We start from the raw sequence: 19,522 nt of genomic DNA, 5'->3' as shown, positions 1-19,522 counted from the left end.
CAAGGTGGCCGAGCCCGAACGGAGGTTGAGAAGATCCTGGCATGCAGTTTGACGACCCTGTCGGCTTGAGCCGCGTATGCACAGAACGGCTCGGTGAGAAGGCTGGCCGGCAGTTTGCTGCCATGGCCCGCCGCGGCTTTCGGCTGGTCCGCTCAACGGGAAGTACCCAGGCCACTGGTCAATGCCGACTCGGTGGGCCTGCTCTCCTCGAACCGGCGACCCGCTGGCCCGAACAGGGTGGGGTGCCGCTGTCCCTGCACGCCGTACTGGACACCGATGCCCTCGCTGCATGGCTCGGCAATGAACTGCCCATACGGCCTGGCCTGCTCAACTTCTTCTACCTCGATCCAGACCTGCCGTACGAAGAGTACTGCGAACTGGACATGTTCGAATCTGAGGTATGCCGCGTCATTCCCGCCGACCCGGCACGGGCAGTCGAGACGACGGCGCCCGAACCAGCGAGAAGCTACCCGGCGATGCCCGTCCACGCGGCTGAGGTGACCATGCTCCCGGACTGCTGGGACGTCGAGGACGAGGAGGTGGAGTTCGACAGGGACCAGCACTGGGGAGCGGCATCGCTCATTCTCGGCGAGATGGGAGATCTCGACGGGAACACCGCCGGCAGTCACTGCGCCTTTGGCTGGCCGGACACCTCGTACACCATCAAGGTGTCGTCCCGCGGCGCCGACGGCCCCGCAGTCCATCTGCTCCAGCTTGCCGAGGACACCGAACTTGGATGGGGGTGGGGGGACGCCGGAACGTTGTACTTCACGATCCCGATCGAGGCACTCGCGACCGGCGACTTCAGCAAGGCAGTGGCACAGGTCCTCTGCTGTTGATCCGCACAGCGGAAGATCGTTGCCGGAGCCGCATCACCGTCGTCCCAATGCCTCGTGTTCCCCTGGTTCTTCGCACGGTCCGGCACGGGGGCGGCTCTGCGGTCTGTGCAGCATGACGGCGGCTGGTCCGCTCCGGTAGCCCTGGACCGTGAGATACGCGCAGGGTGGCGGGTTGACCGACGCCGGGAGGGCCGCGAGGGAGCGGGTCCGGCTGCAGGCCGTGGAACGCTCCGAAGACGGGCAGAAGAACAGGGAGATCGCTGCCGCACTGCGGGTCAGCGTGCGGCCTCCCGCGCGCCACCACCCTGGGCCGTCTGCTGTCCCGCATCGACGGTGACGCCCTCGACGACGCCATCGGTGTCTGGCTCGCCCGCCACGCGGCCGACCCGGTCGAGGACTCCCGGCGTCGAAACCCCGCGAGGCGTGGGCGACGGTCGCGTCCGCCTTCACCGACTGCGAGTCCACGACCGCCGCACTCGCCTCCTCCTCACGGCCCTCGGCGCCACGGACGGCTCCGCGCAGCCGGTCGTGCAACTCGGCCACCAGCTTCTGCCGCGCTTCCAAAACCGCCCGCATCGACGGCATCTGCCACCCCTACGACATCTCGGCCAGTAACGGCCTGAGACTTCCTCGACAGCTGCGATCTCATGTCCGACCAGCAGAAGCCGCACACGAGGTTCGGATAGAGAACGGCCTCTGACAGTGCCGGTCAGCGAGGTGCTGCCACGCCGGGCGCTACCACCGGCGTCTTCATTGGATGGACCAGGGAGACGACGATTCTCGCGGGTGCTGGTTTTTCAGTGAAGTCAGCATGACCCCTTACAAATTCGTAGTCGTTTGTTCCACCCGTGACCGCCATCCGGAAACCCGAAGTGCCAGCCTTTTGGATGACCAGTGCCTCCAGCATGATCTGACCCTTTTTTGGCAGGTCCAGCGCGGCGTGACAGATGCTGGTGAGCGTGTTGGGAGCGGTACCGACAGCAGTGATTTTGCAGTAGTACGAGAATTTTCCGTCGCCTACTCTGGTGTTCCTCTCACTAACTTTCCCGCTGCCGCCGAATTCGTCCCCCGCCTTCTTTGATGTAAACGGATACCCGTACTGCGTGGTTCCACTGACCGTCAGGTATAGCTTCTCTGTACCGACATCCCTGGTAGCAGCTGTTCCTGGCGAGGCGGTGGCCGGCACGCCCATCAAAGCGAATGCCGCACTGGCGACCACGCTAATGGTTCTCGTTTTGTTCACTTTCTGATTCCCTAACCCTTCTTTGAGGGGCTTGCATTCGAGTTTCCCGATCAACTGAACGTGGGATGCTGCTTTCCTGTAATCCGAAAAGGGTGCAGATCCTCTGAGGTTTGATCAGAGACGCCTGACCAGCGATCTTGTGATTGCTGTGTGATCGGGAAGGATTCAGTTCAGGCAAGACCGCCGTTGCCGAACACTACTTGGCCGTTTACCCAGCGTCCCGGCCCTGCGAGAAAGGCCACGATCTCGGCCATGTCCTCGGGGCGTCCCAGACGCTCGAGCGGTGCGGCCTTGGCGAGGTTGCCGATGGTTGTCTCGTTCTTGTCACCGAAAAGCATCGAGGTGGCGGTGGGGCCGGGGGCGACAGCATTGACCGTGATGTCCTTGCCGCGCAGCTCGCGGGCGAGCACCAGGGTCATTGCCTCGACAGCCGCCTTGCTCGAGACGTATGCACCGTAGGCGGGGTATTGTGTGCGGGTCATGGAGGTGGAGAAGTTGATGATTGCTCCGCCGGCGCGTAGTTTCCGGGCCGCCTGCCGGTCGACGACGAACGTGCCGCGGATGTTGGTGCGGTGGATCTGGTCGAGCTCAGTCAGGTCCAGGGTCGCGATTGGTCCAGGCCGCATGACACCGGCGGTGTGCACGAGGACGTCGATTCCCCCGAATTCAACTTCGACTTCATCGAAGGCTGCGGCCATCGCGTCCTCATCAGCGACGTCTCCGCCGACTGCGATCGCCCGACCGCCACTCGACGTGATCTCCTCCACCAGGCTGTAGGCCGTTTCCTTGTTTTCTGCATAGTGAACGCCTAGACAGAACTTGTCTTCCGCCAGCCGTCTGACGATGGCGCGGCCGATCCCGCCGGACCCGCCAGTGACGAGGGCGACACGGGAGTAAGGACTCTGGAACATTCCCGTTCCTCCTTAACGCAATACGGGGCCTTGAAGAGACCCGCACTCGGCGATTCCGATTCCGGCTGCATGCATTTACTGGTTGGGTTATGCCACAGGGGCAGCGGCTACATTTCTATGAACTGTTGAGCTTGAGACATCCCACGCCTGGGACATCTCCTCAAGGGCGTCGATGCTTGATCCGCAGATAACCGGACGCAGAGAGTCGAATTTCTCGTCGCTCCACTTGTAGATGTCCAGTGCGAGGAGCCGGTCGATGACCTCCGGAGCGAAGCGCTTCCGGACTTCCCGTGCAGGACTGCCGGCCACAAGGGTGTAGGGCGGCACATCGCGGGTGACTACACTTTGAGCGGCGACTACGGCGCCTTCGCCTAGAGTTACGCCAGGCATGATCATGGCACGCATGCCAATCCAGGCACCGTCCTTGATCACAGTGTCTCCCTTTCCCTGGTAAGCGTCGGCGCGAACGTCACGGAAAGGATAGAGACTGAACCAGTCTGCGCGATGAAGATGGTTGCCGCCCATGAGGATTACGGCTTCGGCTCCAATGCACACGTAGTCGCCGATATATAGTTGGTCGATGGGCCAGGGTGGCGTCCAGTTCCGGTTCGCTCGACTGTAGGCATCTCCGTGGAGGTAACGCACCACGGACCCCTCGAAGTCGCCGGACCAGGCGTGGCTGTAGTAACTGCGGGTTCCTGTCACGTGGATGTTGGGGTTGGTTACGGCCTCATGGAGGTACTGCGGCCTCGACCAGTGATAACCATCAGGCATAGCGATGCTGCTCTCGGCTAGAAGTGGATAGGATCCCTGATTTCCGACGAAGCGGTAATTCACATAAGGGCAATAATACACAGGAGGGTTTCCCTGCCTGAGGTGGATTCCTTGAATATTAGCTGCTGGTAGACATGAGTACCCGGATCTCTTGCGCACCTCTCCATCTCCTCCTCTTTTCACCCTAAGGGAGCAATCAAGTTCTACGGGGGTGTTGATGTCCCGGGGCTGCCGCAAAGTCCTGCGCGTAGACGTTTCCGCTGATGAGAGGCACGTGCCTGGACAGAGCTGATGTGTTCTCAAGTTTCAAGATCGAGTGGTTGGAGTGCGTGGTCGGTCGGTGATCGGTAGTGGTCGGTGGCGGCGGCGATGTTCGTCACTCCAATAACACCGCGACATGGACGAACGGCACCTACACATTCATCGTGAGCACCACGGCCGAACTCCTGAAGATCGCCAAACGGCTCACCCCGTGAAACCCGAGGTCACCACCGCCAACTCTGCAGCCCGAAAATGAAGTTCCCCCGCTGACAGAGCGATTGCACAGTCGGGTTGATCTTTATAGACGTGCTGATCGCGGGCACGTGACGATGGCTGGTGGGTGCGTCACCAGGACTGATGGCTCCCGCTTGGCGAGATGGACTGATCAGGCGCGTGCGTACTGAGGCGGTCCGAGGTGTCCGGGCTGGAGGCGACGAACGCGACCCCCGATGATCAAGGTTGTCGAAGCCTTTGATCACGAAAAGGGGTCGCGCTTGCGTGTCATCCTCCCTGATCGGTGTCCTGCAACGCCACCGCGAGGACGTCGACTTGTCCTGCTCACCCGCCGAACTGTCCGACCTGACCTCGTTGTCGACGGTCCTGGACCGGCTTTCCGATCCGCGGCGCGTAAGAGGCCGCCGCTACCGGCTGGGTTATTTGCTTGCCCTGTGCTTGCTCGCGGTCCTCGGCGGGGCCACCACACTGGCCGGCATCGCACGGTTCGCCATCGACTCCACCCCTGAGGTGCGCAAACGGATCGGGCTGGACCGTCTTCCGCGTGCCACCACCCTGGGCCGCCTTCTCTCCCGCGTCGACGGCGACGCCCTTGATGATGCCGTGGGCGCCTGGCTTGCCCGGCACTCCCGTGACCCCGTCGAAACCGGTTCGCCCGAACTGGTGGGACTGGCCGTCGACGGCAAAGCCGTGCGCGGCAGCCGCGACGGCGGCAAGAGCGCCATCCACCTGCTCGCCGCCGTCCTGCATGAGAACCAGACGGTGATCTCACAGCGGCAGATTGCCGCGAAGAGCAACGAGATCCCCGCCTTCGCCCCGCTGCTGGAATGGCTCGACCTGCGGGACACGTCATCACCGCCGACGTGATGCTCACGCAGACCGATCACGCCGAGCAGATCAGCGCCCAGGGCGCCATAGCGGCGAAGGAGAACGCTGTTTTCCTCGGCCCGCCGGGCACCGGCAAGACACACCTCGCCACGGGGCTCGCTGTCCGCGCCTGCCTGATGGCGCACTCCCATTCGTTCCCATGCAAGGCCAAAAAGCCCCTCGGAGATCACTTCCGAGATGCCTTCCTGGTGCATCGCACCTGGTCAGGCATGGTGCCCCCGGCAGGATTCGAACCTGCGACACCCGCTTGAGGAGTTCGATCCCACCCCGGCGTGGCCGCGGTCCACCGCGCGCACGGGTACCGCATCTGGCTGCTGATTGTCACCGCTGTCCCTGGTTGTTGATGTCAACGTTGGACGTCAGAGCAACAACTCCGGCACCGGACAGGCCTCCAGAGGCGGTGGCCCACGAGCGGGTCAGTGTGCTGCGTCACGATGGCGTCCCGCTCCGCGGCCGACCAGGGTGAAGACGGCCAGGGCGACCGTCGCCGCGGCCCCCGTGGCCAGCGCGTCCGCAACGTACCGGCCCAGACCCGGGCGCAGGACGTCGACGAGAGCGAACAGCACGGCAGCCCCCGCGAGGCCCGCCGCGACCGAGGCCGGCCAAAAGCGGTGGCGCGCCCAGAACCACTGGACGAGCCCCATGCCGATGAGGGGCGCAACGGGCAGGTGCGGCTCGTCGAGGGCGGCGAGCACGCCGTATCCCAGACCGCTGACCGCCCAGCAGGCAACGGCCACGAGCGCTGCCTCACTCCAGGGGACGGCGCACTTCACGCCTGCCGCCCCTCGTTCGTAGCCCGGGCCCGACGGCGCTCCCACCGCCGGGACAGGAACGCCGCCAGGAGCGAGCCGACCACGAGCGGTCCGGCAACCCAGCGGGTCAGGTCCGCCGGCCGGCCCGGCTCCCCGCCGGCCATCAGGGTCACCGACTCGATGGTGAGGGAGATCCCCAGCAGTACATAGCCGAGCCCCCAGATGCGGACCACCCACACCGGGCCCTTTATCGGCTCTGGTGGCCGACGCGGCCGGAGCAGGGCCCACCATCCCAACCCCACGCAGCACAGCCCCAAGGCCACGGTGAGCACGTCCATGCCCCTGTCGAACACCTCTGTCACGGTCCCCATCCCCCTCGCGTTCCTCTCTTACCTTCGACAGACCCCACCACGCCAGGCCTCCGACTGATCATGATGACGGCCCGGTCGCGGCCCCTCACCTGCCGGGCACGGCAGACGACCTGCCCGACTGCTTTCCGACACCCGGCAATGTGGGCACCCTGACGTCACTTCTCATGAACATTCAAGGGTGTCAAGATCACCAACTGCTACCCAACCGCCTGACAAACGCTGCTGCTCGAAGTGAACGAGGCCAGCAGACGTCCGCTCTCGTCCCCCGTTCTCCGTCGGCGTTGTCACGCAGTCAGACACTCATTGAACAACTCAACTGTGCTGCGCCGGCCTACTTGTACATGGCCGCCGCGTGCAGGGCGCGTGCCCCTCTCTGTTGCTGATGTGATCGGGAGAAGTGGTCATGCGCGGCAGCCTACTTGGCGAGCCAACAGCCGCGGCAGAACGCGGCTACGACTGACGCGACTCACGTCGGTCGGTGGCTGTTTCCCCAGTGCCGAGCCGTTGTGGAGGGGGCCGCCCCATCTATGCCTGCCGAGCCATGAGGGTAAGGGACACCCGCTGTAGGAGTTCGATCTCATGGACGATCTCGCAGTGCGCGGCGGGCACCACGATGTCCCCCGTCTCCACGGGCCGTCCCCGGTCACTCGGCGATGAGGCCTCAGCCCCCGAGGGCGTGTGCCTCCTGGCGGACAAGCTGAAAGGGGCTCTGCGAGACGTACTCCGCGTAGCGATCAGCCGCGGTCACCTCCCGACGGCGAGCGAACCTCACCGCTCCTGAAGGGACGGTCGGCAACGACGGCTGTCGGCTCTGTGGGCCGTCTGCGGGAAAGCGGTCCTCGCCTGCGTGTGCCTGCGGTCCGGCTTCCTCACCGCGCTGAACAATCGCCTGGTCATGGCTTATTCACGCGTCTCGGCGGAGTGAGGGGAACGACCGATGGTCGCAGCGGAACACCCGAATCGCAGGGCTCTGCTCGCTGGTGGACTCGCAGTCTCCACGGCCGCGCTTGCGGGGTGCTCGTCGACGAGTGCCACCCCACTGGCGACCGGTGCTTCGCCGGAAGTGGGCCCGACAACACCCGCCGCAGCATTCGCGAGGCTGATGGACGGCAACAAGCGGTGGGTGAGCGGAGACCTTCAACACCCCGACCGGGATCCGAACCGGCGCCAGTTCGTGGCCCAGGGGCAGAAGCCGTTCGGGGCGATCCTCGCCTGTATCGACTCCCGGGTGCCGCCTGAACTTCTCTTCGACACCGGGCTGGGTGACCTGTACGTGATGCGCACCGGAGGAGAGGCGGTCGAGCCGGTGGTCACGGGTTCTGTGGAGTACGGGCCCATGACGAGTGGCACTCCGCTCATCGTGGTCCTCGGGCATCAGCGGTGCGGAGCCATCGAGGCGGCGTACAAGTCTCTCCATGGCGGCAAGCCGCTGCCGGGCAATCTCGATGCGATCGCCAAGGCTCTGCGTCCGGCGTACGACCAGGCAGTCAAGGAAGGCGGTGCCGATCCGGTCGAGACCATGGCCCGCGCGCAGGCCAAGCTGACCGCAGCCGACCTGCGCTCCAACCAGGACCTGGCCCCACTCGTGAGAAAGGGCAGTCTTGCCGTGGTCGGCGCGTACTACTCCCTCGACACCGGAAAGGTAGAAGTCCTGGCGGGTGCGCCGTCCTGACCGGTCGACTGAGCCACACGTGTATGTGCCAGGCCGTTGATGATCAGCCTGGTCGAGACGGTTGATCGCGCAGGCCTGCTTCTTCTTGCCCTGAGTCACGCCGGGGATCTTGGTGACCTGCGTAGAAACGGTGGCGGTGCCCGTGCCGATGGCTGTGGACTTCGCTCCCCGGTGGTCCTTCTGGTTCCCCGCACGATCCGGCACGGGTCTGGTACCTCTTGCGGCTGTACGGCGCGTGCGGCTGTACGGCGCACGTCACAGGTGACGGAGGCCCATCTCGGTCATGCCGCCTCCCGTGAGGTTGGGGGCCAGCAGGGGCACCCAGAAGACGGTGATCGCGAGCGCGAGCGAGGCGAGGCCGACGACGCGGGCGACAAGACGACCCCGCGGCAAGCGTTTCTCTGCGGTGACGAGGGCGGCCAGACCCGCCATGGCCCAAAGATTCATCACACCGAACGCCATGAGCAGCAGCATCAAGGACCAGCAGCATCCCAGGCAGAACGCGCCGTGGTGCGCTCCGGCACGTAGATGGCGGGAGGGGCCGCGGTACGACGCGTAGCGCAGCAACAGGCCGATCGGTGAGCGGCACTTGGTGAGGCAGAAATCCTTGAGGGCGGTGAGCTGATAGACACCGTTGACGGTGAAAACGGCGGCGGCTGCCGCCGTCCCTGTCGTGGGATGTGTGGTTGCGACGTGCGTCGCTACGACGGCTAAGGCGTATGCCGGCAGTCCTGCGGCGGCCCAGACCAGCACGTAGCCGGCGGTGAACGCGACCATGCGCGGCGCCCGGTGCGTGGGGACCGTCCGCGCGTACAACGAGGCGACGGGTGCCGTGGCCGGCAGCATCATCGCGGTCATCATGATCGTCCACATGCCCATGAAGGCGGGCAGATTCCCGGCCATGGTCCGCAAGCCCATGTCCCCCCAGCGCAGTACCGCCCATGTCCAGGCCGCGGCCGCCGTGAGCAGCACCAGCCCGGAGTAGCGCGCGCTGTGCGGGACTGTGATCGTTGGCCTGATCACGCCGACCATGAGAAGGGCGCCGAGTGTGCGTTGCGGCCGGTGAAGTCCCATGAACGGCCGTGTACGCCAGTGCCGATGGCCCGCGTCGATCGGGCGATCGTCAACGTGCTGTTCGCCGGGTGGAACATGCCGGTCAGCCCCATCACAGGACCGTCCTCGCCGAACTGTGGGGCCACCTGGTCCTCGATCTCGATGTCGATGGCGTCCGCCACCTGCACCGTGTGGCGGCGACCGTCGTCGTGGAAGTCGATGGAAACGCGTTCGACGCCGAGGACCTCGCCGATGAGGGGGACGAGCGCCGCCATTGGTCCGCCCACCTGCCCGGAGAAGACCTTGCCCAGCGCGTCCGCCTGGCTGTCGTCGGCCGAAGCGTCGACGTACAGCGCGACCTGCCAGCCGCCGTCGGCCATCACACGGGGCGCGTCGGCGAAGACAACGACGCTGTGGTCCGACACATCCACGCCGTCGATCTCACCCCGTGCGACGTGGAACGCGAGAGTCACCTGGCAGCGCTCGTTGTCGGCGGGCGCGGTCATACCTGAGGTGGTGCACGGGCACACGGTGTCGCAGTTGCAGCTCTCAAGGTATGTACCGTTCAGATTCCAAGCCATCTCTGTACTCCTGCCGGCGGCTGGGTCACGCGCCTGTCGGCGATGCGAAGTGGGGCTCGGCCGACAGAGTGAAAGAGCTGGTGAGGCGCCGACCTTGAGTGGCGCCTCGACCTCATGAGGAACACGGGGCCCTGGACGCGTGCCGCGCGCCCGCTTGGCCACAAAGATCGACACCAGGAAAGCTCCTTGGCTCGAACGGCCGCCCGAATACTTCCCAGGCTAGTCCCGCACTCGCACCAGCACACCACGACCGTCACGCCTGCCTCCACGGCTTCCGGAGACCGAGGGGTGGACAGGCCGTGCCGGATCTACGGCGCCAGGTGCCTTCGGTCGTGGTTGCGAGCGTGTCGAGACAGCCACCGTGGTCACCCTTGCTAACGTCCGCTTCGCATAAATAGTCCATAAAAGACCGATTCGCACCCGCTGATGGTCGAGAGGACACGGACCATGAACGACTTTTCCCGTCGCAGGCTGCTCAAGGCGACGGCCGTCGGCGGTGCCGGCGCGATCGTCGTACCCGGCGTCGCGGCCACCGAAGCCCCCGGTGCGAGTGCCGTGGCCGAGGCTTCCATGACCGAGGCTTCCATGGGCGATACGCACGGGGGGAAGTGCCCGCCGGCGAAGCTGACCGGCCGCATCGTCCGCCCCAACGACCCCGGGTACACGGACGCGCGCCTCGGCTGGGACCAGCTCTTCTCTCACCATCCGCTGGTGATCGTCTTCGCTCAGAACACTCAGGACGTAGTCAACGCCCTGACTTGGGCACGGCAGAACGACGTCGCGCTGAGGATCCGGAGCGGCCGCCACAGCCTTGAGGGCCGGTCGAACGTCGACAGCGGCCTCGTGATCGACATCAGCGAGCTGAAGTCGGTCCACATCGATGACGCCGCCCGTGTCGCGAGGGTCGGCTCCGGACTCAACCAGCTGGAAGCGGTGACCACGCTCGCGAAGCGGAACTTCGCGGTGACGACTGGGACCGAAGGCAGCGTGGGCCTCGCCGGCGCCACGCTCGGCGGCGGCTTCGGCTTCCTCACCCGCTGGCTCGGCATGGCCTGCGACAGCCTGGTCGGAGCCGAGGTCGTCGTCGCGGAAGGCGACGAGTGCGCCAAGGTGATCAAGGCCGATCTGAACCACAACTCGGACCTGCTCTGGGCGCTGCGCGGAGCGGGCAACGGCAACTTCGGGATCGTCACCTCACTCACCTACAAAGTGGCCCCGCTGAAGAGCGTCACGTATGTGCAGGCCACATGGGACGGAATCAGCGACGTGCGCAGGGTCTTCGACGCCTGGCAGCGCACTGCGCCGTACGCCGACAACCGCCTCGGCACCCAGCTCGAAGTTCACCGGAACCAGATCCTGCTGTTCGCGGTTCTCGCGGAAGGAACACCTGCGGAAGCGAAGAAGCTGCTGGCCCCCGTCCTGTCGATCGACAGCCCCAAGGTGTCGGTGCAGGTGGGAAACTGGGGCGAGGTGTATTCGGGATTCCAGACCCCGATCGAGGTCGAACCCGCGAACTGGAAGTTCTACTCGCAGTTCACCAGGAAGCCTTTCCCGAGCAAGGCGATCGACGTGATCTCCTCGTTCATGAAGGACGCGCCCACGGACGAGAGCAACTTCTTCACCCAGGCGTTCGGCGGGGCGGTCAGGAGGAGCCCCCGCGGCGGCACGGCGTTCCCGCACCGCGACGCGCTCTTCTACTCCGAGCCCGGCGTCGGCTGGGGAACCCGTTCCAACCAGCCGGGCATCGGTGACCCGCTCACCCCCCAGGCCCAGACTTGGATCGCCGAATTCAGCCAGGCACTGCGCCCCTACGTGGACGGCGCCTACGTCAACGTGCCGAACGTCGGCATGCAGGATTGGGAGACCGCCTACTGGGGATCCAACTTCGGTCGACTGCGAAAGATCAAGGCGAAGTACGACCCGCACAACGTCTTCCAGTACGACCAGAGCATCCCGCCCGCGTCCCGCTGATCGAGCACGGCCTGTTCCGTAATCAGCCGTCGGGTCCACCTCCTGGGAGAGATACGTGTTCCATACCAAGGCGTCTGGACCAGTGACGGTGACATGCGGCGGGTGCGCCGGGCGCCGCCCTCACGTCGGAACAGATCGCATTGAGGTTGGTTGGACCGGTCGCCGGCGGTCATGGGCATGGGGTGGGCGTGCGATCGGGTGCTCGTGGTGGAGGCTGAGGATCAAGGGCGGTTCAGACCCCACGTCTGCAGGGCGTAGGGCCGTCCTTTCTCCTCACCTCTGATCAGCGGCACGTCGAGCAGTCCGAAGCCCGCCTTGGTGGCCACGGCGACGCTCGCGGCGTTCTCGGCCTCCAGTTCCAGGATCACCTGCCCCGCGCTCAACTGCTCGAAGGCGTATGCGGCCATCACCCGCACCGCACGCGCCGCCAGCCCCTGGCCACGGTGCGCCGGGCCGACGGCGTAGCCGAGTTCCGTGCCCTCGGGCGCACGCCGCAGCATCACCTCGCCGAGCGGTGCGCCGCCGTCGACGGTGATGGCGAGCAGGATGGTCGTGCCCTCCGCCCGCAGCTGCCGGGCCCGGTCCAGGCGTGCGTGGGCGGCCGCTTCGTCGAAGGGGGACACGATCGGTGTCCAGTACGCGATGTCGGGGTGGTCGAACAGCTCCGGCATCGCGGGCAGGTCCGCCTCCGTCCAGTCGCGGAGGACGAGACCCTCCCTCGAGATCTCGATCCGCTCGGGAAACGACGACGTGGCGCTGCTCATGGTGGGGGACCTCCCTGGCCTGTTCAGGACAAGGCAGGATAACTGGGCACAGGCAGAGACTCACCGGTATTTTCCAGGGACCAGCTGCGTTCGACGGATGCCGTGGACCTCACGCACCAGCTCGAAGAACGCCGGCAAGAACTCGACGCGGCTCGCGCCGCCAACCGTGGGCTGATCACCCGCCTGAACACGACTCCACGCCCGCGCGAAGCGACCTGGTGCCATCTCGGGCAGCGTTCGCCCTCTTGTGGGAAGATCCGGCGCACGGCTACCCTCCGCCGGTGCCCTTCCTGGTCCCGTCCCTGCCGCCCGGCTATCGTTCGCGGCCCTCGACCACCGACGACGTCCCGGCGATTCACGCGCTGGTCACGGCCTGCGAACGGGAGGTGTACGGGCGGGGGCAGAGCGACGCCGGGGCCGTAGCCGCCGATCTCGCGCGGCCGGGCCTGGTGCCGGATGCGGACACCGTCCTCGTCCTCGACCCGGCTGGACGACTCGCCGCCCGCGCCTGGGTGGACCGGCGCTCCGAGGTGGACGTGCATCCGGAGCACCGAGGCCGGGGCCTGGGCGCCGCACTCCTCGGCTGGACGCTGGCGCGGGCACGGCAGGCCGGCGCCGCCCGCGTCGTGCAGACCGTGCCGGACGCGGACACGGGCGCCGTGACGCTACTGTGCGCGCACGGGTACGAGCCGCTGGTGACGGCCTGGCTGCTGGAGTTCGCCATGCCGGCCGAGCCCGCGGTGCCCGAGCCCCCGGCGGGCATCACCGTGCGGCCCTTCCACACCGGCGACGGGCCCGCCACGCACGTCCTCGTCCAGGACGCGTTCGACGAGTGGCAGGAGCGGCGGCAGTCGTACGAGGAGTGGGCCGCCCACACCGTGGAGCGGCCCACGTTCGCCCCTCAGCGGTCGGCCCTGGCCTTCGCCGGTGATCATCTGGTGGGCGCCGCCCTGGCGCTGGACGTGCCGGGCACGAACGAGGGCTACCTCGAACAGGTCGCCGTACGCCGTGACCACCGCGGCCGCGGCATAGCCCGACTCCTGCTGCGCCATACCTTCCGCGCCTTCCACCGCGCGGGCCGTTGCTCCTGCACCTTGTGGACCCACTCGGACACCGGCGCACTCGACCTCTATCTACGGGTCGGCATGACAGTTCGGCACAGCTCCACAGTTTTCCGCAAGGACCTCGGCGCATAGGACCGCTCCGCAGATTGCTGTGGGCTCGGTACTGCCGGAACGCCGCTCAGTTCTTCCTGGGCGCGGATGGCCGGTGCGTGGGCGATGGGGAAGTTCACCGAGCGGGCAATGAGCGCTGCGCCCGCGGTACCGCTGATGCGGACACTCCGGGCCGAATCTAGACTGAGCGAGGCATGGAATGTCCTGGATTAGGGAGAGGTGCACCATGGCCAAACGAGGGAACAAGCGACGCGGCCGTAAGAAGAAGAAGGCCAATCACGGCAAGCGTCCCAACGCCTGAGCCGACCTGCCCCTGTCAAACCGTTACCGCCTCGCTGTCCGGGAACGTGACCGTCACCCGCCCGTCGTCCTCGCGCGTGCACGTGATCGACTCGCGCAGGGCCCAGGGGTGGACCACGTCGCGGGTGAGCACCACCAAGGTGACGTGGACACTCTCCCCGCCCGGATGGCGCACGGCTCGCAGGTACGGGGTCGCCGAGTGCGGGCCGTAGGCGTTCGCCTCGACCTCGCGCGCGACGCCCGCCTCGTCCCATCCGTACAGCGCGGCCACGGCGCTGGTCAGCCCCGACTCCGTACGGGTCAGCGCCCAGCCGGGCCCCTGCTTCAAGTGCGGGCGCACCACGTCGGCGACCGCGTACCCGCCCTCGCGGACCGTCACGCCCTCAGGGGCCCGCACCCGGTGCACGCGCAGCTCCCACGGCCCGTGCAGTACGCTCGTCGACTCGATCGGGAACGCGTCCTCCATGCCCGGGAGTTGTACGTCGTGACGGGACGACGCGCGGCGCCCCTGGCAGATGAGGGGGTGGATGCGGCGGCGGCGCGACGGGGTGCCGTCGGCGGTGAGCAGCGCGATGTGGTTGTCGACCGCGCGGGCCCAGGCGTGCGGTGCGGACTCCGGGGCGGTGGCCGTGGAGTAGGCGAACTTGGCGTAGTGCGGGTCGTCGCTCGCCGGGCCGTCCGGCGGGTTGTGGTCGCTGCCGTGGTTGACCAGGCGGACGACACCGTCGTGCGGGGTGCCGTGCAGTAGCCAGCCGGGCGCGGGCAGCGCCGTGTACTGCGTGGACTGCTCGACGGGCAGCGGGAGTTCCCGGTCCGTCCACACCGGATGGTCGGCGGGAAGCAGCAGACCGAGGAACCCCTTGCTCGCCCAGTAAGGCGACGCGGGCCCCGAGTACGGCTGTGTCGCGGGCAGGAACGTGTCGTACCAGCCCAGCGGCAGCAGCCCCCGCTCGTCCGGCACCCCGCGCTCGGCGAAGTGCCGGGCCGCGCCGGAGGCGAGGCGCCGGGTCAGGCCCGGCGCGAGAGGGGTGCAGTCGGCGAGCGCGCCCAGCCACACCGGAGCCGTCGCCGCGATGCGGTACGTCAGCGACCGGCCCTGGTGCACCGGCGCGCCGTCCGCGCCGAAGAACTGCGGGTACGTGGTGAGGAACCGGGCCAGCCGCTCCCGGTAGACGGCGCCGCGCCCGCCGTCCCCGTCCGGCCCCGCCATGCGGGCCCACAGCAGCGGGTACAGGTGCATGGCCCAGCCGATGTAGTAGTCGAAGTTGCGGCCGTCGCCGTCCGTGTACCAGCCGTCGCCGACGTACCAGTCCTCGATCCGGTCGAGGCCCGCATCGATGTCGCCCTGGTTGTACGGAGCGCCGACCGAGGCGAGGAACTGCTCCGACACCACTTGGAACAGGCGCCAGTTGTTGTCCCAGGTCGTCGCGCCGACGAACCCGGAGAACCAGTCGACGACCCGCTCCTGGACCCGGGTGTCGAGCCGGTCCCAGATCCAGGGGCGGGTCTCGTGCAGGCCGAGCGCGATGGAGGCGGCCTCGACCATCTGCTGGGAGCAGTCGGTGAGTTCGGGCCAGGCCTCGGTGCTGTCACGGTCCGTGCCCGTTGTCAGACCCTGTGTGTACCTTTCGATCAGGTGGGAAACGGCTGCGGAATCCGTTCCGTCGCTGCCGCCCGCGCCCGCGATCCGGAAGGAGGCCAGCAGAAATGTCCGAGCGAACCCTTCGAGCCCGTCCGAGACGACCCCGGACCAGCTGGCCCGCCCCGGCAGCCGGTACTGCGCGAGACCCGGTGTGGCGTAGGGCAGCAGGGCCGACAGCTGCCGGTCGGCCAGGGCCTCCCAGTGTGCCCGGGTCCAGCCGGTCAGGGGGGAGCGGACGCGGTCGGTGGGCGGCAGGGGGAAGTGCGGGGCGGGCATGGCGGTTCGCTGGCTCCTTCGTCGGGCGGCGGGCGGTACGGGTGGGTCGGTGGCTACGGGCTCAGCGCAGCCGGGCGGTGTGCGTGTGCCCCCGTGAGCCGCCCACGCGCACGGTGAGCACGGGCTGTCGGCCCGGTGTGACGGACACCGTGTCGTCGGCGCTCACCACCCTGCTCACGGGGAAGGGGAGCCGGACGGTCAGGGTCGCCGTCGTACGGCCCGGATCCGCCACCGCCACCGATATGGCCTCGCCGTGGCGGCACACCAGGACGGTGCCGGGGCCGTCCGCGCTCAGCCCGTCGACCGAGCCCGCCGCCCAGAAGTGTGCCGCGAGCAGGCCGAGACGGGGTGAGGCGACCGCCTGGACGGTGGCGTTGTTGGCGAGTACGCGCGCCGGGAGGGAGCGGGACCAGGCCAGGGTCGCGGCAGCGGTCGCGCCCGGCAGCAGGACGTAGGCGTAGGAGGCGGACGTGGGGGAGGGGCCGTGGTCGAACCAGAGGGTGGCGTAGCGGCGGCTGACCGGGGTGGTGCTGCCGGCCGTGTCCGCGCCGGTGTTGAGGGCGCCCCACGTGCCGGTCCGCTCCTCGCGCAGGGCGCGCAGCGGTCCGCCGGAGGGGAAGACATAACCGCCCGTGCCCTCCAGGTGGGCCCAGCGTGCGTCGTCCAGTTCGGCCGACCACCCCTGCTCCGTGGGCTGCCGACGCCCGTCGACGGTGAGCAGCGGCGCCCCTTCGGCGTGCAGGTTCCGGTTCTCCACCACCGTCTCGATCGTCCTGCCGTCGCTCGCCGTGATCCCGGCGCCGAGCGCGAGGACCGCGTTGTCCAGGAAGAACCACGCCTTCCTGGCCCGCAGCGTCGACCCGTCCGCGATCAGCTCCATCGCGGCGGCACCGAACCGGGCGTCGAGCACGGCGCCGCCCGCGACCGCGTTCTTCGGGCGGACGGTGCCGGTCCCGCTGCCGGTCCCGAGATCGGCCCGCGCGCGGGTGTCCACCGTCGTGCCCGGCAGCCGGTACGGGTCGACGGTCGGCCAGAAGGAGTCACCGAAGGCGTCCGGGTCGTCGCCGCCGTACAGGTAGGTCATGCCGTCGCCGGTGTACCAGCCGTGCAGGTTCTCACCGTTGCCCATCTCGTAGGCGGCGATGCGCTTCGACGACAGCGACAGCGCGCATGCCCAGGACGGCCGCCGATGTACGACGCGGTCCATGTCTGCGAGGACGTAGTGCCCGGTGAGGCGGTCCGCGGGCCGCACCGCCGGTTCGTCGAGGAGGGCCTTCGCGCGGGCCAGGGCAGGGATTCCGACGAGTTCCTTGTACGGCGTCCTCGTGTTGCGCAGGATCCAGCCCTTGGCCGCCGCGAGCCAGCCGTCCGCGTACGCCTGTGGTGCGCCGTCGGCGAGTTGGAGGATGTGCGAGACCGCGGACGCGCCGTCGTCGTGGTCGCGGGCCAACTCGCGGGAGATGGCACGGCCACGCACCGCGTCCATCATCAGACCGTCGAACAGGAAGGGCTCGAAGCTCCGCTCGACAGCCTCGTACAGCACCTCGACCGAGGGGTCGGTGACGGCCCAGTCGGAGCCGGCGAGCAGCGCGATCAGCTGGGCGGCGCCGCCCAGCAGGACGCTGCCGTACGTGCCCGTGTACGCGACGTCGGAGTGCTGCACGAACGAGCCGTCCCGGTAGAACCCATCACCCGAAGTGACGTACTGGAACAGGCTGTTCTTCCCGTTGTCGCGGACGTCGGACAGGCCGTCGCGGGCCAGGACGAGCGCGGCGGGGTCGCGTGCGAGCAGTCCTCGCAGAGCGAGGATGACGGCCTTGTCGGAGCGGTTGGCGCCGGTCTCGGCGAGAGTCGGGGAGTTGGTGCGGCGATCCGCGTCGGGGACGAACCTGGCCACCGTCTTCACATAGGCATCGCGGTCCTCCGCGGGGAGATCGGCGCGCAGCAGCACGCAGATGTCCATCAGCGCGCGCGGCGCGCCGATCTCCCAGAACCACCAGTTGCCGGTCTCGGAACGGGAGGCGTTGTAGCCGACGGTGTGCAGGAAGCGCAGCGCGTCGAGGATCCCGTCGCGCACGGTCGCCTGCCCGGTGAGCGAGGTGCCGGGGGTGGCCCACGCGGTTGCGAGCGTGCGCAGTCGCGGATAGCTCTGGCCGAACATGCCGGGATCGGAGGCCGGGGACAGATCGGCCCACAGCGCCTTGCGGCCCGCGGAGGTGTCGATCTGCCGCCACCACGTGGAGGCCTGTGTGTCCAGGGCGGTGAGCGCGGCGGCGAAGTCCGGGTCCTTGGGGTCGAAGGCGCCGCCGGTCAACTGCTGTGCGGCGCGGGCGAGCAGGGGCTCGTACGGATCGTCGGCGTCGCCGGTGGCGGCGCTCGCGCCTCCCGGGCGGGCGATGAGGGTGGCGACCGCGCCCGCTCCGGCGAGCGCGAGGGTCCGGCGTCTGCTCAGGTCCATGGTGGGTCTCGTCCTCCAGGTCAGTCGGTCAGCGTGGCCGGGTCGGCCGTCGGCTTCGGCAGATGGAGCGCGGCCAGTTCGGCCCGTCCCTCGGCGTCGATGGGGAAGGCCCAGGTGGTGACGAAGAAATCGGTGAGGTCGCGCTCCGCGACACGGCTCGCGTACGTGGCCAGTGCCCGGTACCGCTTGGCCGTCTCGGTGTAGTCCGACTGAGGGTTCTCCTCGCGCACCAGCTTGTGCATCCTGGGCCAGAAGTCGGCGCCGAAGGCCAGCTCCAGCTGCCGCAGCGGCACGAGCTGCTCGTACGCGCTGAAGGACTTCTCGTACGTCAGCCCCGCTGTGCCGAACTTGGCCCGGGCGGACTGGAAGTAGTTGAGGCCCGTCTTCGGGTCGACGGTCAGCAGGTTGGAGGGCTGGCCGAGGGCGCGCTGCACGGCCAGCGAGTAGATGTTCACCGTGACCTCGGTCAGCCCCGACGGCTTGTACGCCATCTGCTGGTGGAGATGGCCGAGTTCGTGGTACAGCCCCCAGCCGCGGGTGCGCAGGCCCTCCACCGTGGTGGCCCGGTCGAGATAGGCGCGCGGGAATCCGTTGTAGCCGTGCGTCGCGTACGCGCCGACGCCGGACGGCACCACCGACACCTCGGTGAAGTGGTAGCCGCCGGCCTTGGGCCGGTGCACCGGCTTCGAGCCGTCCAGGCCGCTGATGTCGGACTCGGCCTCGATGATCTGCTCCAGCAGGCGCAGCAGCGCGGAGTGGTCCTCGTCCTGGTACAGCAGCGCGCCGTCCCGGGTGAGCGTCACGATGGAGCGCGGCCCGTGCAGCTCGACGACCGGGACATCGGTGTACGTGTCCAACTGGCCCTGGTAGTCGGCCTCGGTGGTGCGCCCGAGCGTGAAGACCGGCATGGGTACGGAGCCGCTCTTGAACCGGACCGCGGCGCGCTGCCCGAGGCCCTCCAGGGTGAAGTAGACGGGTCCGCCGTACGGATCGGTCACGGTGTTCGCGCCCGGTTTCAACTGATGGCTGCGCGGTTCGGTGACGGTGCCGTAGTAGTCCCACTGCCCGATCCAGAGGGTTGGCACCACGCCGTCGTAGGGCAGCACGTCGAAGCGGAGGGGGGTGGCCGGCGGGACGTAGCGGCCGGTCGTCTGGAACTCGGAGCCGCGCAGGGCCTGGCCGAGGCGGAGCCGTTCCGCCTCGGCGGAGGGGCGGGCGACGAGCGGCACGGTGAGGTCGCCGGCGGCCCGAGCGGTGCCGGCGCCGAGGCCGCCGACGGCGAGCGCGGCGCCCGTGGCCGCGGCGGTGGCGAGGACGGTACGGCGGGACGGGGATGCGGGGGTGCGCATGAGGCGTC

19 protein-coding genes are annotated in these 19,522 nt (G+C 68.0%); 8 read left to right on the top strand and 11 right to left on the bottom strand.

Annotated features, from left to right (window positions below; all coding sequences use genetic code 11):
• Positions 1-41: 41 nt before the first annotated feature.
• Both ACIQMV_RS25220 and ACIQMV_RS25215 read left to right on the top strand, forming a co-directional pair.
• Positions 42-839, top strand: a complete 798-nt coding sequence (locus tag ACIQMV_RS25220; protein ID WP_402595739.1) for a DUF1963 domain-containing protein — start codon at positions 42-44, stop codon at positions 837-839.
• 148 nt (positions 840-987) lie between these two features.
• The gene (locus tag ACIQMV_RS25215; protein WP_402595737.1) at positions 988-1,176 is read left to right on the top strand and encodes a helix-turn-helix domain-containing protein; all 189 of its coding nucleotides are present in this window, start codon (positions 988-990) and stop codon (positions 1,174-1,176) included.
• A gap of 372 nt (positions 1,177-1,548) precedes the next feature.
• Here the strand turns inward: ACIQMV_RS25215 and ACIQMV_RS25210 are convergent, their stop codons facing one another.
• The 3 genes from ACIQMV_RS25210 to ACIQMV_RS25200 form a co-directional block, all read right to left on the bottom strand.
• Positions 1,549-2,082, bottom strand: a complete 534-nt coding sequence (locus ACIQMV_RS25210; RefSeq protein ID WP_402595735.1) for a hypothetical protein — start codon at positions 2,080-2,082, stop codon at positions 1,549-1,551.
• 170 nt (positions 2,083-2,252) lie between these two features.
• Complete coding sequence (locus ACIQMV_RS25205) at positions 2,253-2,993, bottom strand: SDR family oxidoreductase (protein ID WP_402595733.1); 741 nt, start codon at positions 2,991-2,993, stop codon at positions 2,253-2,255.
• Between the two features lie 87 nt (positions 2,994-3,080).
• Positions 3,081-3,926 carry a CatB-related O-acetyltransferase gene (locus ACIQMV_RS25200; protein WP_402595731.1) on the bottom strand — a complete coding sequence of 282 codons (846 nt, stop codon included), beginning with the start codon at positions 3,924-3,926 and terminating at the stop codon, positions 3,081-3,083.
• A gap of 600 nt (positions 3,927-4,526) precedes the next feature.
• Between ACIQMV_RS25200 and ACIQMV_RS25195 the strand changes: the two genes are divergently transcribed.
• Both ACIQMV_RS25195 and ACIQMV_RS25190 read left to right on the top strand, forming a co-directional pair.
• Positions 4,527-5,129, top strand: a complete 603-nt coding sequence (locus tag ACIQMV_RS25195) for a transposase family protein (protein ID WP_402595729.1) — start codon at positions 4,527-4,529, stop codon at positions 5,127-5,129.
• On the top strand, positions 5,129-5,401 hold the full coding sequence (locus ACIQMV_RS25190) for an ATP-binding protein (protein ID WP_402595832.1): 273 nt from the start codon (positions 5,129-5,131) through the stop codon (positions 5,399-5,401). Before ACIQMV_RS25195 ends, ACIQMV_RS25190 begins: the two co-directional genes overlap by 1 nt.
• Before the next feature lie 165 nt (positions 5,402-5,566).
• Here ACIQMV_RS25190 and ACIQMV_RS25185 read toward each other — a convergent pair whose 3' ends face one another.
• Positions 5,567-5,923, bottom strand: a complete 357-nt coding sequence (locus ACIQMV_RS25185; RefSeq protein ID WP_402595727.1) for a hypothetical protein — start codon at positions 5,921-5,923, stop codon at positions 5,567-5,569.
• Positions 5,920-6,273 carry a hypothetical protein gene (locus ACIQMV_RS25180; protein WP_402595725.1) on the bottom strand — a complete coding sequence of 118 codons (354 nt, stop codon included), beginning with the start codon at positions 6,271-6,273 and terminating at the stop codon, positions 5,920-5,922. Before ACIQMV_RS25180 ends, ACIQMV_RS25185 begins: the two co-directional genes overlap by 4 nt.
• Before the next feature lie 937 nt (positions 6,274-7,210).
• Here ACIQMV_RS25180 and ACIQMV_RS25175 point away from each other — a divergent pair.
• The gene (locus tag ACIQMV_RS25175) at positions 7,211-7,945 is read left to right on the top strand and encodes a carbonic anhydrase (RefSeq protein WP_402595724.1); all 735 of its coding nucleotides are present in this window, start codon (positions 7,211-7,213) and stop codon (positions 7,943-7,945) included.
• 255 nt (positions 7,946-8,200) lie between these two features.
• On the opposite strand, the gene ACIQMV_RS25170 is transcribed toward ACIQMV_RS25175, so the two are convergent.
• Both ACIQMV_RS25170 and ACIQMV_RS25165 read right to left on the bottom strand, forming a co-directional pair.
• Positions 8,201-8,968, bottom strand: coding sequence for a DUF2182 domain-containing protein (locus ACIQMV_RS25170; RefSeq protein ID WP_402595722.1), 768 nt, complete (start codon positions 8,966-8,968; stop codon positions 8,201-8,203).
• On the bottom strand, positions 8,965-9,579 hold the full coding sequence (locus tag ACIQMV_RS25165) for a DUF1326 domain-containing protein (RefSeq protein ID WP_402595830.1): 615 nt from the start codon (positions 9,577-9,579) through the stop codon (positions 8,965-8,967). The genes ACIQMV_RS25170 and ACIQMV_RS25165 overlap by 4 nt, the downstream gene beginning before the upstream one ends.
• Positions 9,580-10,026: 447 nt before the next feature.
• Here ACIQMV_RS25165 and ACIQMV_RS25160 point away from each other — a divergent pair, with 447 nt between their 5' ends.
• Positions 10,027-11,550, top strand: coding sequence for an FAD-binding oxidoreductase (locus ACIQMV_RS25160; RefSeq protein ID WP_402595720.1), 1,524 nt, complete (start codon positions 10,027-10,029; stop codon positions 11,548-11,550).
• A gap of 221 nt (positions 11,551-11,771) precedes the next feature.
• On the opposite strand, the gene ACIQMV_RS25155 is transcribed toward ACIQMV_RS25160, so the two are convergent.
• Entirely contained in the window at positions 11,772-12,314 is a 543-nt protein-coding gene (locus ACIQMV_RS25155) for a GNAT family N-acetyltransferase (RefSeq protein WP_402595718.1), read from the bottom strand.
• Positions 12,315-12,595: 281 nt separating this feature from the next.
• Between ACIQMV_RS25155 and ACIQMV_RS25150 the strand changes: the two genes are divergently transcribed.
• Both ACIQMV_RS25150 and ACIQMV_RS25145 read left to right on the top strand, forming a co-directional pair.
• Complete coding sequence (locus ACIQMV_RS25150; RefSeq protein ID WP_402595716.1) at positions 12,596-13,510, top strand: GNAT family N-acetyltransferase; 915 nt, start codon at positions 12,596-12,598, stop codon at positions 13,508-13,510.
• Between the two features lie 205 nt (positions 13,511-13,715).
• Positions 13,716-13,790, top strand: coding sequence for a 50S ribosomal protein bL37 (locus ACIQMV_RS25145; RefSeq protein ID WP_099504217.1), 75 nt, complete (start codon positions 13,716-13,718; stop codon positions 13,788-13,790).
• Positions 13,791-13,805: 15 nt separating this feature from the next.
• Here the strand turns inward: ACIQMV_RS25145 and ACIQMV_RS25140 are convergent, their stop codons facing one another.
• The 3 genes from ACIQMV_RS25140 to ACIQMV_RS25130 form a co-directional block, all read right to left on the bottom strand.
• Positions 13,806-15,707 (bottom strand): DUF2264 domain-containing protein, encoded by a 1,902-nt coding sequence (locus ACIQMV_RS25140; RefSeq protein ID WP_402595715.1) that lies wholly within the window; start codon positions 15,705-15,707, stop codon positions 13,806-13,808.
• Between the two features lie 61 nt (positions 15,708-15,768).
• The gene (locus ACIQMV_RS25135; protein WP_402595713.1) at positions 15,769-18,165 is read right to left on the bottom strand and encodes a polysaccharide lyase 8 family protein; all 2,397 of its coding nucleotides are present in this window, start codon (positions 18,163-18,165) and stop codon (positions 15,769-15,771) included.
• Positions 18,166-18,185: 20 nt separating this feature from the next.
• The gene (locus ACIQMV_RS25130) at positions 18,186-19,514 is read right to left on the bottom strand and encodes a M60 family metallopeptidase (RefSeq protein WP_402595711.1); all 1,329 of its coding nucleotides are present in this window, start codon (positions 19,512-19,514) and stop codon (positions 18,186-18,188) included.
• Between the last annotated feature and the right edge of the window lie 8 nt (positions 19,515-19,522).

Source organism: Streptomyces sp. NPDC091412 (assembly GCF_044756885.1).
Taxonomy (GTDB): Bacteria; Actinomycetota; Actinomycetes; order Streptomycetales; family Streptomycetaceae; genus Streptomyces.
Note: the sequence above shows the minus strand (reverse complement) of the source record. Positions and strands in the feature narration are given on the sequence as shown.